The organism is Mesorhizobium sp. NZP2077, from assembly GCF_013170805.1.
Lineage (GTDB): Bacteria > Pseudomonadota > Alphaproteobacteria > Rhizobiales > Rhizobiaceae > Mesorhizobium.
Map to the genome: position 1 here is coordinate 138,097 of NZ_CP051294.1, position 15,777 is coordinate 153,873.

The 15,777-nt window shown below is 61.8% G+C and carries 13 protein-coding genes, 2 pseudogenes and 1 riboswitch; of the genes and pseudogenes, 13 read left to right on the forward strand and 2 right to left on the reverse strand.

Features of this window, described 5'->3' with window-relative positions:
* The first annotated feature begins 167 nt into the window (after positions 1-167).
* On the forward strand, positions 168-635 hold the full coding sequence (locus HGP13_RS36535) for a MucR family transcriptional regulator (protein ID WP_172235094.1): 468 nt from the start codon (positions 168-170) through the stop codon (positions 633-635).
* A 170-nt stretch (positions 636-805) separates the two neighbouring features.
* Here the strand turns inward: HGP13_RS36535 and HGP13_RS36540 are convergent, their stop codons facing one another.
* Both HGP13_RS36540 and HGP13_RS36545 read right to left on the reverse strand, forming a co-directional pair.
* Positions 806-1,018: a cold-shock protein gene (locus HGP13_RS36540; RefSeq protein ID WP_095081581.1), complete on the reverse strand. Its 213-nt coding sequence runs from the start codon at positions 1,016-1,018 to the stop codon at positions 806-808.
* 384 nt (positions 1,019-1,402) lie between these two features.
* Entirely contained in the window at positions 1,403-2,188 is a 786-nt protein-coding gene (locus tag HGP13_RS36545; protein WP_172235095.1) for a GGDEF domain-containing protein, read from the reverse strand.
* A gap of 828 nt (positions 2,189-3,016) precedes the next feature.
* Between HGP13_RS36545 and HGP13_RS36550 the strand changes: the two genes are divergently transcribed.
* From HGP13_RS36550 to nadC, 12 genes and pseudogenes are all read left to right on the forward strand, one after another.
* Positions 3,017-4,492 carry an NAD-dependent succinate-semialdehyde dehydrogenase gene (locus HGP13_RS36550; RefSeq protein ID WP_246707531.1) on the forward strand — a complete coding sequence of 492 codons (1,476 nt, stop codon included), beginning with the start codon at positions 3,017-3,019 and terminating at the stop codon, positions 4,490-4,492.
* A gap of 770 nt (positions 4,493-5,262) precedes the next feature.
* Positions 5,263-5,379, forward strand: a riboswitch (TPP riboswitch).
* A gap of 104 nt (positions 5,380-5,483) precedes the next feature.
* Entirely contained in the window at positions 5,484-7,307 is a 1,824-nt protein-coding gene (thiC, locus tag HGP13_RS36555; RefSeq protein WP_172235097.1) for a phosphomethylpyrimidine synthase ThiC, read from the forward strand.
* A complete protein-coding gene (gene thiO / locus HGP13_RS36560; protein ID WP_172235098.1) occupies positions 7,304-8,305 on the forward strand; it encodes a glycine oxidase ThiO in 1,002 nt (333 codons plus the stop codon). Before thiC ends, thiO begins: the two co-directional genes overlap by 4 nt.
* The gene (thiS, locus tag HGP13_RS36565; protein WP_172235099.1) at positions 8,274-8,471 is read left to right on the forward strand and encodes a sulfur carrier protein ThiS; all 198 of its coding nucleotides are present in this window, start codon (positions 8,274-8,276) and stop codon (positions 8,469-8,471) included. The genes thiO and thiS overlap by 32 nt, the downstream gene beginning before the upstream one ends.
* 2 nt (positions 8,472-8,473) lie before the next feature.
* A complete protein-coding gene (locus HGP13_RS36570; RefSeq protein ID WP_172235100.1) occupies positions 8,474-9,247 on the forward strand; it encodes a thiazole synthase in 774 nt (257 codons plus the stop codon).
* Positions 9,244-9,846, forward strand: a pseudogene (locus tag HGP13_RS36575) (thiamine phosphate synthase); the annotation flags it as partial. The gene HGP13_RS36570 and the pseudogene HGP13_RS36575, both read left to right, overlap by 4 nt.
* Positions 9,840-10,601 (forward strand): hydroxymethylpyrimidine/phosphomethylpyrimidine kinase, encoded by a 762-nt coding sequence (locus HGP13_RS36580; protein ID WP_246707532.1) that lies wholly within the window; start codon positions 9,840-9,842, stop codon positions 10,599-10,601. The pseudogene HGP13_RS36575 and the gene HGP13_RS36580, both read left to right, overlap by 7 nt.
* 316 nt (positions 10,602-10,917) lie before the next feature.
* Positions 10,918-11,049 (forward strand): annotated as a pseudogene (locus tag HGP13_RS38445) (IS1595 family transposase); the annotation flags it as partial.
* A gap of 291 nt (positions 11,050-11,340) precedes the next feature.
* Entirely contained in the window at positions 11,341-12,309 is a 969-nt protein-coding gene (locus tag HGP13_RS36585; RefSeq protein ID WP_172235103.1) for a hypothetical protein, read from the forward strand.
* 63 nt (positions 12,310-12,372) lie between these two features.
* The gene (gene nadA / locus HGP13_RS36590) at positions 12,373-13,347 is read left to right on the forward strand and encodes a quinolinate synthase NadA (protein ID WP_172235104.1); all 975 of its coding nucleotides are present in this window, start codon (positions 12,373-12,375) and stop codon (positions 13,345-13,347) included.
* The gene (locus tag HGP13_RS36595) at positions 13,344-14,885 is read left to right on the forward strand and encodes an L-aspartate oxidase (RefSeq protein ID WP_172235105.1); all 1,542 of its coding nucleotides are present in this window, start codon (positions 13,344-13,346) and stop codon (positions 14,883-14,885) included. Before nadA ends, HGP13_RS36595 begins: the two co-directional genes overlap by 4 nt.
* 1 nt (position 14,886) lies before the next feature.
* On the forward strand, positions 14,887-15,768 hold the full coding sequence (gene nadC, locus HGP13_RS36600; RefSeq protein WP_172235241.1) for a carboxylating nicotinate-nucleotide diphosphorylase: 882 nt from the start codon (positions 14,887-14,889) through the stop codon (positions 15,766-15,768).
* Positions 15,769-15,777 lie beyond the last annotated feature (9 nt).

A 15,777-nucleotide genomic window follows, 5' to 3' on the forward strand; every position in this document is an offset into this window, starting at 1 on the left:
GTTCCGATCAGGTTAGCCATCAACGTGATATGGGCGGAAGCGTTGCTACTAACCGCGGTGCAGGACGAGCATCGCAATAGTCTTGCCTGGGCTTTATTGCGTTCCGCGGCAACCGCCACTATGTAGCGACACTTCGCCGACTGTCTTTCAAGCATCCGGAGTGTTTCATGACGGAAGAAGCCGAAAACAACATCGACGTCCTCATCGAGCTCACCGCCGATGTAGTCTCAGCCTATGTCTCCAACAATCCGGTCCCGGTAGGTGATCTCCCTGCCCTGATCGGCCAGGTGCACGCAGCACTCAAAGGCACTGCCGGCGCCAGCGTTTCCGCAGAAGAAGCGGAGGCTCTCAAGCCTGCGGTATCGATCAGGAAGTCGGTGACACCGGACTACATCATCTGCCTTGAGGACGGGAAGAAATTCAAATCGCTGAAGCGCCATCTGTCGACCCATTATGGGCTGACGCCAGACGACTATCGCGCCAAATGGGGTCTGTCCGCGGATTATCCCATGGTCGCTCCGAATTACGCCGCAACGCGTTCGGCGTTGGCCAAGACGATGGGGCTCGGCCGCAAACCGAAAGAGCCGGAAACGCCAGCGCCGACGAAGCGGACCGGCAAGAAGGTCGCAGCTTGATTTCAGAAATCGAGGTTTTTCTGGAGCGCGCAAGCTGCCATCGGCGCAATCTGCATCTGGCCGGAATGTGAAAAGGCGGGGTCCAGCCCCGCCTTCCCTTTCAAACAGCTTTGGCTTCCCAGCCTGGATGCACCGTGTCCATCGGCTGTTGCCAGGACGCTGGAGAAAATTCAGCCAGCTTTGCTGAGGCTGCCGGCAGAGGACTTGCCAGTGCGGCGGTCCTGTTCGATTTCATAATTGATCTTCTGACCATCGGCGAGGGTCGAGAGCCCCGCTCGTTCAACGGCGGAAATGTGAACGAAAACATCCTGACCGCCATTGTCAGGCTGGATAAATCCAAATCCCTTACTGCTGTTGAACCACTTCACGGTTCCAGTCGCCATATGCGTGTTCCTTTGTAACAATTGCAACGTGGGCAGGCCGTCTGGCCAGTCCCAATTCATAACCGAACTTTTGAGTTGGGCGCAGCAAAAAAACGAATAAATTGCAAGGGCCGGTCGATCGGCGGCCGGCAGCTCGCTCACTGCAATGCCCCTATTGTCAGCAAGCACGTCCTGCGCTTCCGCTCTCGCGCATGGCCCTGAACGACCCCGCGACCTGAAGCCCGGGTGGTCTCACGGATCCGAAGAATTGCCGAGCCAGGCCTAGCGCGATCGGGCCGATGTTGCGAATGTCGCACCGACGGCCACCAGTCCACCAAAAAGACCATCAGCACCACCAGGCCGCGGCGTGTTTTTCCATCGGGCTCTCTCCCAGGCGGGGCCTGGTTACGGTATCACGACTCGCAACTTGGCTGCTTCATGATCGAACGAAACGCGGTTCCGCCCACGTTGTTTCGCTTCAAAAAGGCATCGTGCGGCAGTGCGCAGTACATCCTGAGTGTCTGCACCATGCGGGATTTCCGCACCCCCGATGCTGACGGTCACCTTCACGCCGTCCTGTTGCCCTTTCACCCCAGGAATCCGCTCGATATGACGGCGGATCTTCTCCGCAAGGGTACTTGCCTGCTCTTTGCGGACGTGGCGTAGCAAGACCCCAAACTCTCCCCCGCCAAGGCGACCGATCCCGTCTCCTGGGCGCGTTATATAGACGAGCGCCTTCGCAATCCGAACCAGAGCTTCGTCACCCTTGGCATGTCCGTGCTTGTCGTTGATTGAAGAGAAGTGATCAGGATCGATGAGGAGAAGGGTATCGCATTCCCCTTCATCGCGGCTTCTATCCATCCTTGCGATGAATTCACCGCGACTAAGAAGTCCTGTCATCGGGTCATGACTGGTGACGAAGGTGAGCCTGTTGTGCGTCTCTTTCAGGGCTGCATGAGACTTCTCCAACTTGTCACATGTTTCCTGGATCGTTTCCGCCTGGGTGAAGATGTAGGCACTGACCGGCATCCCGATGAGGATGGGAATGAAGGTGCATTCCACCCAGCTCAGCCAGTCGATCGGCATCTGCAGCGCAAGCCGAGCCGTAAAAGACAAACCGAAGGTTGCGACGACTGCAATTATCGTCACGACTATTGACTTGCCCAGAATACGCTTGCGACGCGGTGTCATGCGGTTCCTTTAGATACTGGCGCTGAACAAGCTCTTACGAAGTCCATTAAGATTATTTCGGACGCGAAGGGCAAGGAAGCAACTGTCGCCGTTCAAGGTTGAGGCAGCAAGCTAGGTACCGACGGAGCGGCTAATTTTAGCGACGGTTAAAATTCGAGTTTTTCGAATCTGCCGGCGTTAGTTTTCGGATGCTACCCAGCCTGCACATAGGGTGAGCGTGGAATATGCGTGGTCCAGGTTGGATTAGAGATATACGGCAGGCTGAGGTTCAGCACATGCGAGAACGAATAGCTTGGCTTGAATGCGAACTGATTTCTGCGGCCGCGTCCAAAGGCAAATCCAGGTTGCAAAACGTTGGTCACGAGCTTCGTTCGCAGAAGGTTCGACTGGCACGCCTCGAACAATGCATAGCGTGGATGCCGAAGCGGCTCTAGTGTCGCGCCCACATGCGACGGGTAGATCCGAAGATCGCCGTTGTGGCGGGACCCCGGCTCGCGGTCCGATTGTTCACACGCCGCAGCGCGCTCAATAGGGCCAACGCACTGGGCTCAATTTAGGAAACGCTCTACGGCTCCGATGCGATACCCGAAACGGACGGCGCAAACAGGGCAAGAGCTATACGACGAATGATCTCCTGGGCCAATGGCTGTGGACCAAGCCGCTGGCGAACGGATCGTGACGCGGAAAGCCGACCGCCGGCCTTTCCCGTGGCAGGGTCCACGGGTTTCAGCGACGCACGACTTTTCGTGAGTGGTCCTATGCAAAAGCCACACGTGCCAGTAGATGTCCACCCGGCCGGACAGGCCGAAAGCCTTGAAGGAACCGACATTGCCGCTGCTCCCGCGCTTGATCCCCCATCTCAAATCTCCTGACCTGTTTGCCAAGCTTGACTGTCTCCCGGCCCTTGGCACGCCAGTTAGTGAGCGCACATTTGTGGTCCTCAACCCATCGACCGGCGAATTGCTGGCAGAGCTTCCCGACATGGGCGTCGAGGAAACACGCGCTGCGATTGACAAAGCGTACATGGCGCAGCCTGGATGGGCGGCGCTGACGGCTCGAGAGCGCAGCGACATCCTCTGGCGCTGGCATCAACTGATCGTCGACCACACCGACGACCTCGGCGCGATTCTGACCGCCGAGATGGGCAAGCCACTGGCTGAAGCCAAGTCTGAGATATCGCATGCGGCGGCGTACCTGCAATGGTATGCCGAAGAGGCTAATCGCATCTATGGCGATACGATCTCCGCCCCGTCGACGGACCGCCGCATGCTGGTGATCAAGCAGCCGATCGGCGTCGTCGGCACGATCACGCCCTGGAATTTCCCTGCTTCCATGGTGGCGCGCAAAATCTCCCCGGCTCTGGCCGCCGGCTGCACGATCGTGCTCAAGCCTGCCGAACAGACGCCGCTCGTGGCGGGCGCAATGTTCGCCCTCGCCCATCAGGCTGGCTTTCCCGCAGGCGTCGTCAATCTGGTCTACGCTTCCGAAGGCGACGCGGTCGGCCGTGAACTCTGCGGCAACCCTAAGGTCCGCAAGATCAGCTTCACTGGTTCGACCGAGGTCGGGCGGCTGCTGATGCGCCAATGCTCGGACCAGATCAAGAAGGTCAGCCTCGAGCTAGGAGGGAACGCGCCTTTCATCGTCTTCGACGATGCCGATGTCGATGCCGCGGTCGACGGTGCGATCCAGGCGAAATTCCGCAATGCCGGCCAGACCTGTGTTTCGGCAAATCGCCTTTATGTCCAATCTGGCGTTCACGATGAATTCGTCGACAAATTCGTGCAGCGGGTTCGCCAACTTCAGGTTGGTGACGGTTTCGATCCCGCGGTTGCCATCGGGCCACTGATTGATCAGCATGCTCTGGCCAAGATCGAATCCCATATCGCCGACGCCGTCGAAAAAGGCGGTATTGTTCGATGCGGCGGCAATCGTATCGGCACGAGGGGCACGTTTTTTCAACCAACGGTCCTCACCGGTATTTCCAGCGAGATGACAGTCGCGCAAGAAGAAACATTCGGACCGTTGGCTGCAATCATCAACTTCGACGACGCCGAACAGGTCGTTCACGAGGCCAATGACACGATCTACGGCCTCGCCGCCTACTTTTATGCCTCCAACCTGAAGCGTGTCTGGCGCGTGGCCGAGGCCCTGGAATATGGGATGGTGGGTATCAACACCGGGCGCATGTCCTCCGAAGCCGCGCCCTTTGGCGGCGTGAAGCAGTCAGGCATAGGGCGCGAGGGTTCCCGCCATGGGCTCGAGGACTATCTTGAGATGAAGTACCTCTGCATGGGCGGCATCTGAAGCAATTGACTCAGGCCACGATTTTGTTCGCGCTTTCCTCGCTCAAGTTGTGACGAGAGTGCAAACATCAACGCTGGCGGTATGAGGATTGAGGCTCGGATGGCGGTCGGGCATCAGCCCCCCACTTGCCCGTGTGTGTCGCCACTGACGCCATCTGCCTGCGAGCTCACTGCGCTTTCGCGTGTAGCTCTCGACATAGCCAGCCGTCCAAGGGAAACGACGGACACTTCGCTTCAATCTTGCCAGCCGTCCCTCAAGGCCACTGTTCCGACGGGGGAACAAGCCGGCCCGCCGGGCAGATAAACGGAACCCCGCGTCCGGCGGTTTGAACAGTGTGCCGCCCACTGGATCCGCTCGTTGACGCGCCGCCGAGCAGGTGATCGGCGGCGTATATGCGGTGGCAAACAGCATGGTCCGCGATGGCGGTCCGCTTTTCAATTTCGCTTTCGCCCGATCTCCCCGTCCGCGCCTCAGGGAATGGGTGGATAGCGCTGACGACACGCCGGCACGTCTGGCGTTTTACGCCGGTCCTGTTTCGATGCTCTGGCAGATCATCGGACCGAGCGCCTCAGCTATTCGTTGATCTCGACGCACAGGGCCAATACACCTTTCTCGTTTCTTGCGGGTCCGCAGAAGGCTTTGGCCATTCCTGCCCTGGTCTCCCGCGCGTGGGCCCCGATCCACGAGGTTTCCATCCGCGTTTGATCAACCCGCCGACTCCAGCGTGTCCGAAGGCGCTTGACAAAGCGGCGCCGGCCCGTTCAACTTGATGCATTCACCAGGGGGGTCCCGACAAGGGGCTGAGATACTGCTGGCTTTCGCGGCGCAGTGACCCGTTGAACCTGATCCAGTTCATACTGGCGTAGGGACGGTGCAAGCGCTTTGCGGGAGTCTATGCCCGAAGACCTGTCTCGAGCAGGTCGGCCGAAGCGTCTTTTCATCCTTCCGGCACAGAACTGGGTCTCCAATGCAATGAGCAAAGGAGCCTCAAATGAATGCCTTGACCCCAGCGGTTTCAACGGGACCGCTGCCTGCCTCACGAAAAATCCACAAATCCGGCGTCCTCCATCCACAGATCAGGGTGCCGATGCGCGAAATCTCCGTCCATCCGACGGCGGGCGAACCACCCGTGACGGTCTACGATCCATCTGGCCCATACACCGATCAGACGGTCGAAACGAGCATCGACAAAGGCCTGGCGCGGCTTCGGCACGAATGGATTGCAGCGCGAGGCGATGTCGAAGCTTATGACGGCCGCCATGTCAGGCCGGAAGACAACGGCTTCGCCGTGGGCGAGCGTCTGACGCCGGAATTCCCCGTTCGCAACCGCCCGTTCAAGGGCAAGGCCGGCAAGGCGGTGACCCAGCTTGCCTATGCCCGCGCCGGCATCATCACGCCCGAAATGGAGTTCGTCGCCATCCGCGAGAACCTCGGCCGCGAGATCCTGCACGGCAAGCTGCACCGCGACGGCGAAGCCTTCGGCGCGGAGCTTCCGGATTTCGTCACGCCGGAATTCGTGCGCGACGAGGTGGCGCGCGGGCGCGCGATCATCCCCGCCAACATCAATCATCCCGAGAGCGAGCCGATGATCATCGGCCGCAATTTCCTGGTGAAGATCAATGCCAATATCGGCAATTCCGCCGTCACCTCCTCGATGGCCGAGGAAGTCGAAAAGATGGTGTGGGCGATCCGCTGGGGCGCCGACACGGTGATGGACCTGTCGACCGGTCGCAACATCCACAACATCAGGGAATGGATCGTGCGCAATTCACCGGTGCCGATCGGCACCGTGCCGCTCTATCAGGCGCTCGAAAAGGTCGGAGGCATCGCCGAGGATCTGACTTGGGAAGTCTATCGCGACACGCTGATCGAGCAGGCCGAACAGGGTGTCGACTATTTCACCATCCATGCCGGCGTCAGGCTGCATTACATCCCGCTCACGGTGGAGCGGGTTACCGGCATCGTCAGCCGAGGCGGCTCGATCATGGCGAAGTGGTGCCTGCATCATCACAGGGAGAGCTTCCTCTACGAGCATTTCGAGGAGATCTGCGACATCTGCCGCGCCTATGACGTCTCGTTCTCGCTCGGCGACGGCCTTCGCCCCGGCTCGATCGCCGATGCCAACGACGCCGCGCAATTCGCCGAACTGGAAACGCTTGGCGAACTGACGAAGATCGCCTGGGCCAAGGACTGCCAGGTGATGATCGAAGGGCCTGGCCACGTCCCCATGCACAAGATCAAGCAGAACATGGACAAGCAGCTCGCTGTCTGTGGCGAGGCGCCGTTCTATACGCTGGGGCCGCTGACGACGGACATAGCGCCGGGCTACGACCATATCACATCAGGCATCGGCGCCGCCATGATCGGCTGGTTCGGCACCGCCATGCTTTGCTATGTGACGCCGAAGGAACATCTCGGCCTGCCGGACCGCAACGACGTCAAGATTGGCGTGATCACCTACAAGATAGCCGCGCATGCAGCGGATCTTGCCAAGGGCCATCCGGCGGCGAAAGTCAGGGATGATGCCCTTTCCCGCGCGCGCTTCGAGTTCCGTTGGGAAGATCAGTTCAACCTGTCGCTCGACCCCGAAACGGCGCGCTCGTTCCATGACGAGACCTTGCCGAAGGAGGCGCACAAACTGGCGCATTTCTGCTCCATGTGCGGGCCGAAATTCTGCTCGATGCGCATCTCCCACGACATCCGTGCCGAAGCGCAGAAGGAAGGGATGGCGGCAATGGCGGAAAAATATCGCGATGGCGGCAATCTCTACATGCCGGTGAGCGACACTGCGCCCAAAGGACCAGGGCCGTCATGAGGGTGCTGGTCAAAGGGGCCGGCGTCGCCGGCCTCACGGCGGCCTTCGAGTTGGCCAGACACGGCGCGGCGGTCACTGTCGCCGAAATCGGGACTGGTCTCGGCAGCAACGCATCGTGGTTTGCCGGCGGCATGCTGGCGCCATGGTGCGAGCGCGAGAGCGCCGAGCAGCCGGTGCTCGACCTCGGACGCGGCGCCGCCGACTGGTGGGAGACAGTGCTGCCCGGTCAGGTAACGCGGGCCGGAACGCTGGTTGTGGCGGCACCGCGTGACGCCGGCGAACTGGACCGCTTCGCCGGCCGCACCTCGGGCCATCGCTGGGTCGATGAGGCGGAAATCGCGCGGCTCGAACCTGACCTCGCCGGGCGTTTCCGGCGCGGGCTGTTCTTCCCCGGCGAGGCGCATCTCGACCCGCGCCGGGCGATGGCGGCACTTCACGGCAAGCTTGTCGCGATGGGTGTCGATTTCAGCTTCGCCACGGACGCGCGGCAGCTCCCCGGATTCGATCAAGAGATCGACTGCACCGGAATTGCAGCGGACGATGAAAGGTTGCGCGGCGTGCGCGGCGAGATGATGATCCTGCACACGCCTGATATCGCGCTGTCGCGCCCCGTGCGGCTCCTTCATCCGCGCTTTCCGCTCTACGCGGTGCCACGTGCCGATCACCGTTTCATGATTGGCGCGACGACGATCGAGAGCGACAGCGCTGGACCGGTCACGGTCCGTTCGATGATGGAGCTTCTGGGCGCGGCCTGCGCGCTCCATCCGGCCTTCGGCGAGGCCGGCATCGTCGAGACCGGCGTTGGTGTTCGCCCGGCCTTTTCAGACAACCTGCCGCGTGTCGAAGCGCGCGGAAATAGCGTCGCGATCAACGGGCTTTATCGCCATGGCTTTCTTCTCGCGCCCGCCATGGCGTGCCTTGCAGCCGAGCTGGTCTTCAAACACGACAAACCAAGGGAGCTTGGTCATGAAACTGACCGTCAACGGCGAAGCGCTTGAGAGCGCCGCCACCACGCTTGCGACGCTGCTTGCCACGCTCGACTATGAGGGCGACTGGCTCGCAACTGCCGTCAACAGCGACCTCGTGCACAAAGCCAGGCGGGTGGAGTTTCAGTTGAGCGACGGCGACCGGATCGAAATCCTCTCGCCGATGCAAGGAGGCTAGCCATGTTCGAGCTTCTCGGAACGACGCTTCCCTCCCGCCTGCTTCTCGGCACGGCTCAATATCCTTCGCCGTCCGTCCTTTCAAACGCGGTCAAGGCGTCGGGCACCTCGGTGGTGACCGTCTCGTTGCGCCGCGAGATGGCGGGCGGCAGGGCCGGCGAAAAATTCTGGTCGCTGATCCGCTCGCTCGGCACGAGCATCCTGCCCAACACTGCCGGCTGCCACTCCGTCAAGGAAGCGGTCACCACCGCAAAGATGGCGCGCGAAGTCTTCGGTACGAGCTGGATCAAGCTCGAAGTGATCGGCAACCACGACACGCTGCAGCCGGATGTGTTCGGCCTGGTCGAAGCCGCCCGCATTCTGTGCGACGACGGTTTTGCGGTATTCCCCTACACCACCGACGATCTTGTTGTGGCCGAGCGGCTGCTGGAAGCGGGCTGCAAGGTCTTGATGCCCTGGTGCGCGCCGATCGGCTCGGCACTCGGGCCGGTCAACAGTACGGCGTTGCGCTCGATGCGCGGACATTTCCCGGATGTTCCATTGATCGTGGATGCGGGGCTCGGACGGCCGTCGCACGCGGCAACCGTCATGGAACTCGGCTTTGACGCCGTGCTCCTGAACACTGCGGTTGCCAAGGCGGCCGATCCGGTCGGCATGGCGCGCGCTTTCGGCAGGGCGGTCGATGCCGGCCGTGAGGCCTTCTGCTCGGGAATGCTCGAACCGCGCGATGTCGCTGTGCCATCGACGCCGACATTCGGCAGGGCGGTTTTTTCATGAAACTCGATCCCTTCTACCTGATCGTTGACAGTGCTGCCTGGGTCGAACGGCTGGTGCCGCTCGGCGTCAAGCTGGTGCAGTTGCGCATCAAGACCATGGACGAGGCCGGGTTGCGCTCCGAGATCCGCAAGGCAAAGGCTTTATGCGCCGCGCAGCGATGCCAGCTCATCGTCAACGACCACTGGCGCCTGGCAATCGAGGAAGGCTGCGACTTCGTCCATCTCGGCCAGGAGGATTTGCAGACCGCCGACCTTGAGCGGATACGAGCGGCCGGCATGAGGCTCGGGCTCAGCACCCATGATCATGCCGAACTGGAAACGGCCATGGCCGCCACGCCCGACTACATCGCGCTAGGTCCTATCTATCCTACCATCCTGAAGAAGATGAAATGGGCGCCGCAAGGGCTTGAGCGGATCGGCGCGTGGAGGCACCGGGTCGCGCCGATCCCGTTGGTCGCCATCGGCGGCCTCAATCCTGAGCGGCTCGACGGCGTCTTCGAAGCCGGCGCCGACAGCGCCGCGGTGGTCACCGACATCACATTGAATGCTGATCCCGAAGGGCGCACGCGAGAATGGATCAAAAAGACGGATCGATGGCGCTGGGGCGAGAACCGCATGTGCTTGTCGTCGGCGGCTCGGACTCCAGTGGCGGGGCTGGAATCGCGCGCGATATCGAGACGATCTCTGCCGTGGGCGTGCGCACCTGCCTTGCCGTCACGGCGCTGACGGTGCAGACGCACGAGGCCGTCAAGAAGCTCCATCATTCGCCACCAAGCCTGGTGGCCGACCAGATGCGCGCTGCGTTCCAGGCCAACAAGGTGGCTGCTATCAAGATCGGCATGCTCGCGACCGCCGAGATCATCGTTGCCGTAGCCGCAGTGCTCCGCGAAAATCCGCAGGTGCCGGCAATACTCGATCCGGTGCTCGCCTCCACATCGGGCCGGGCGCTCCTGGAAGCAGGCGCCATCGCTGCCATGAAGCGTGATCTGGTGCCGCTTTGCTGTCTGGTCACACCCAATCTCATCGAACTGGCGCTCCTTATCGGCGCGGAGCAAGCGGTCGATGAGGATGAAGCGGTCTGGCAAGGCCAGGAGCTCTTGGCCGCCGGCGCGCAGGCCATTCTGATCAAGGGCGGCCATGCAAAAGGACTTCGATCGACGGATATCCTGCTGCGCTGCGGTCAAGAACCCATTCGCTTCGATGCGCCGCGCCTTGCAGTATCGATGCGCGGGACAGGTTGCATGCTGGCCAGCGCGGTTGCGGCACATCTGGCGAATGCGAGCCCGCTCGAAGAAAGCGTGCGCAGAGGCAAGCTGTTCGTTTTCGAGAAGCTGGAGACCGACCTGACCAACTGAAAGACAAAACGAGGCCAAGCCGTCGCATCCTAGGTGCGAGGGCTTCTTGAGTCGCGGGAGCCGACTTGGGCGCTTCAGGGGCGGCGCGAAACTTCTTCGGCGCTTCGCGTTTTGCAAAATCACACGAAGCGGATCGGGAACCAAACCCAAACGCCGACCCCGGCCACAGCGCGCCCAGATCACAACACGTAAACGACGGCGGAATGTCGGGCCATAGATCACAATGCCGGCGAGCATCGAAATGGTCCTGCCGCGGCCGTATTCGCTTGCAGCGGCAAGACTATGTTGGGGACACGTCGCTCACCGTCTTTGAATTGTTCGGACACTGTGGTCACGAGTGCCGGCACGGCAATTGCCTGACGTCTTGCGCGCAGCTATCGGACGACAGATGCGCCGAAGCCCAGATGGCGGAATCGTTATCAGATCGGCGGTAGCTGCCTCTGGTTGACAAGGCCCATACGATTTCGCACTGCCCTTGTTCCGCCCCCAGGTTCGACGGTTTGGCCATCGAGTACCATGCCGACGCGCTCGTTGATGGGCGATCGGATCGCTTTTGTGTCACCGGCCACCTCGATCTTCCTTCCTCTGCGTTACCCCTCGCGGGTGTCGCGTTTGGCGCAAGCCTGTGCAGCTGCGAAACTAAAATCCACGAGCCGTAATGTTGACGCGCGGACAGATAAGAGTTCATTAAATCGATTGAGCTTGCGATACTGCAGCCGTACCAACAAAATCCGGGAACATGAACGCCAAGGCGAAAGATACCAGAAAAGGCCGCGCCGGACGCAAGGCCAGCGAGATCAAGGCGGATCTGATCGCTGTCGTGGTCGCCGTCACTGAAGGGGACCCTTGCATTCTCACCATCGGGCAGGCCAATGCACTTCCGTCGGGCCCGTTCGAGTTCGATCACCGCTCGCTGCAATCGGGCCTTCGGGCATGGGTCGAACAGCAAACCGGTCAGCCGCTGGGTTACATCGAGCAGCTCTACACTTTCGCCGACCGCGACAGAATCGCCGCCGAAGACCAGCAGCGTGTGATTTCGATCAGCTATCTCGCTCTCACCCGGAAAGAATATGCCATCGCCTCGGCCAAGCCGTGCTGGGGGAGCTGGTACGATTACTTCCCCTGGGAGGACCATCGCTCCGGCACGCCGCCGGTGGTGCTGGATGTTCTGCGCCCACGCCTGATTGAATGGGCGCAAGGCCTGCCAGAGGGCGAGGCGCGTCGCGAGCGCCGCCGGCGGGCAGCAGTCGCCTTCGGCTTCGACGATCGGGGCTGGAACGAGGAGCTGGTGCTCCAACGCTATGAGCTGCTCTATGAGTCGGAGCTGGTTGAAGAGGCGGCTCGCGGCGGACATGAGGGCGCCCTCGCCCCAATGCCGGGCAGATCGATGGTCGCCGATCATCGCAGGATCCTTGCAACCGGCATTGCGCGGCTGCGCTCCAAAATCAAATACAGGCCCGTCGTGTTCGAGCTGATGGCGCCGGTTTTCACGCTTCTACAACTGCAGCGAACCGTGGAGGCGCTCGCCGGCAGGCTCGTTAACAAGCCGAATTTCCGCCGCCTGATCGAGCAGCAGGAACTGGTCGAGGAAACCGGCGAGACCACCACCGAAACCGGCGGGAGGCCGGCGAAGCTTTATCGCTTCCGTCATGCCGTTCTCGATGAGACGGTTATAGCTGGGACAAAATTGCCGCAAACACGGGGTTGACTCCTTATAGTCGGCGTAGATATATCCCCCTTATAACCAGAATGACTATAATCGGAGGCGCCGATGACCCGGGCGTTACCTGCGGCCGCCTCCCTGTACGATCGCGTCAGCCGCGTAATTCCGTCGATCGAATGGCCGGCCTTCAGCGACGACATCGATGCCATCCTGGCGCTGAAGCGTGAGCGCAACGCGGTCATCCTGGCGCACAATTACCAGACGCCGGAGATATTCCATTGCGTTGCCGACATCGTCGGCGACAGCCTGGCGCTCGCTCGCAAGGCAATGACGGTCGAGGCGCAAGTCATCGTGCTCGCAGGCGTGCATTTCATGGCCGAGACGGCCAAGCTGCTCAATCCCGACAAGACAGTGCTCATTCCAGATCTCGGTGCCGGCTGCTCGCTGGCCGACTCGATCACGGCACAGGACGTGCGGTTGATGCGAGAGCGTTATCCGGGTGTTCCGGTTGTCACCTATGTAAATACGTCGGCCGCCGTGAAGGCTGAGTCCGACATCTGCTGCACTTCGGGGAACGCGCTGGCAGTGGTGAAGTCGCTCGGCGCGCCTCGCGTGATCATGCTGCCCGACGAATATCTGGCGAGAAACATCGCGGCGCAGACAAAAGTCGAGATCATCGCCTGGACGGGACGTTGCGAGGTGCATGAGCGCTTCACGGCGTCCGACATTCAGGAACTGCGCGAGGCCTATCCAGGCGTGACGGTGCTTGCTCACCCTGAATGTCCACCGGAGGTCGTTGCGGTGGCAGACTTCGCGGGCTCGACGGCGGCGATGTCGGACTACGTCGGCCAGCACAAGCCAGCGCGTGTGATGCTCATGACGGAGTGCTCGATGAGCGACAACATTGCCGTCGAACATCCCGAAATCGAGTTCGTACGCCCCTGCAACCTGTGCCCACACATGAAGCGTATCACGCTTCGTAACATCCGCAGCGCGCTCGAAGAAAACCGTCACATCGTCATGATCGATCCCGATGTTGCCGAGCGAGCCCGTTGGGCTGTCGAGCGCATGCTTTTCGTATGACACCGGATATCCATGACATTGGCGGGGCACCGATCATTATCGGCGCTGGCCTCGCCGGGCTCATGACGGCGATTCATATGGCACCACAGCCGGTCGTTCTTCTCTCCAGAGCCCCGCTCGGGACCGAAGCTTCGAGCACCCTCGCCCAAGGCGGCCTCGCAGCCAGCCTCGGCGAGGACGACGCCTCGGAACTCCACCTCGCCGATACGCTCGCTGCCGGCGACGGATATTGCGACGAACTAATGGCCAGGCGGGTGATTGAGGCTGCACCTCGAGCGATCGAGAACCTCATTCGTCTTGGCGTTGCTTTCGACCGCTCGACGGATGGGAAGTTGCGGCTCGGCCTGGAAGCGGCGCATTCGCGCCGCCGGATCGTGCACGCCGCCGGCGACGCCACCGGCCGTGAGTTGTTCCGCACGCTCCTCGCCGTAGCGCGGCGAACCCGTTCGATCACAATCCTGGAAGGGATGACGGCCCTTCGCCTGATCGTTGCAGAAGGCAGCATTGTGGGCCTGTTGGCTATCCTGCCCGGCGGCGCGTTCGCATTGCCTACGCGGCGTGTGGTGCTTGCGACCGGCGGCATCGGTGGCCTCTTTAGCGATACGACGAATCCGCTTGGCTCCTTCGGGCACGGGTTGGCGCTGGCCGCCTGCGCCGGCGCGGAGCTTGCCGATCTCGAATTCGTGCAGTTCCATCCGACCGCCCTCGACAGCCCACGCCGTCCAATGCCGCTTGTGAGCGAAGCCGTGCGCGGCGAAGGTGCGGTGCTCGTCGACGAACACGGTCAGCGCTTCCTTGCCGATACGCCCGGCGCCGAGCTCGCATCGCGTGACGTGGTCGCGCGGGCCATCTCCTGTCAGCTCACCGCGGGACATCGTGTCTATCTCGATGCCCGGCAATGCCTCGGCCCGAAATTCGCAAAACGCTTTCCAACGATCGACGCGGCTTGTAGGCACGCCGGTATCGATCCGGCCGTCGAGCCGATCCCGGTACGCCCGGCCGCGCACTATCACATGGGTGGCGTGGCCGTGGATGCCGAGGGCCGCAGCTCTGTTGCCGGCTTGTGGGCGTGCGGCGAGGTTGCATGTACCGGCCTGCACGGCGCCAACCGGCTGGCCAGCAACTCTCTGACCGAAGCCGTTGCGACCGCCGCGTGGGTAGCGGCAAGCGTCGGTGGCACTTGCGCCGGCTGGCAGTGGCCCAGGCTTCCCGCAATCGTTCCAGTACGACCGGACCCTTCACCTATGCGCCAACCCGTCTCGAATGCGCTTGGCATCGTCCGTAACGGCAAGTTGCTGCGCCACGCCGTGGCGGCTCTGCTGCCGATCGCCGTTGGTGAGACGGCGTCGGCCGACCCGGCACTGGTGGCGATGTTGATCGCGATTGCGGCGCTTCGGCGGGAGGAGAGCCGCGGCTCGCATTACCGATCCGATTTCCCCGGGCGCGATGCTGCCGCCCTCCCCTCGCGACTGACGCTCTGCACAGCCTTTGAGAATGCCGTCGCGCTCAGCTGGCAAGCATCCGAACGGAGCTTTTGATATGACTTCACTTGCACCGCTTCCCCAGATCATCATGGAACCCATCGTGCGCAGCGCACTGCTGGAGGACTTGGGCAGAGCCGGCGACATCACGAGCGACGCAATCATCCCCGCCGACTGCAAAGCGACGTTTGCACTGAACGCCAGGCAGGCTGGCGTCGTTGCCGGGCTTGATCTGGTCATGTTTGCTTTCCTGCTCGTCGATCCTGGCATCAGCATACAGTTGCGGTGTCCCGAGGGCGGCAAAGTTTCGGCCGGGGAAACCATCGCGAATGTCAGCGGACCGGCGCGCAGCCTGCTGGCGGCCGAGCGGACGGCGCTCAATTTCCTCTCCAGGCTGAGCGGCATTGCCACCGCAACAGCTGCGCTCGTCGATGCGGTGCGCGGTCATAACACAAAGATCGTGTGCACTAGAAAGACGACGCCCGGCCTGCGTGTCCTGGAAAAATATGCCGTACGTGCCGGAGGCGGCGCCAATCACCGTTTCGCGCTCGACGACGCCGTGCTTATCAAGGACAACCATATTGCCATTGCGGGCGACATTCGTACCGCGATCGAGCGGGCGCGCGGCGCCATAGGCCACATGGTCAAGATCGAGGTCGAAGTCGACACGCTGGACCAGCTCGAGATGGCGCTGCAAGTGGGCGTCGACGCCGTGCTCCTCGACAACATGTCGGTCGAGGAGCTTGCTCAGGCTGTCGCGCTGGTCGGCGGCCGCGCGATCACGGAAGCTTCCGGTCGGGTAACGCTGGCGAGCGCCGCGGCAATAGCGTCGACTGGCGTCGACCTTATCTCGGTTGGCTGGCTGACCCACAGCGCGCCGATCCTCGATATCGGAATGGATGTGCCGGTGGGTGCCAACTGCGGCAGGCGTCTGAACTGATGGGGCGGA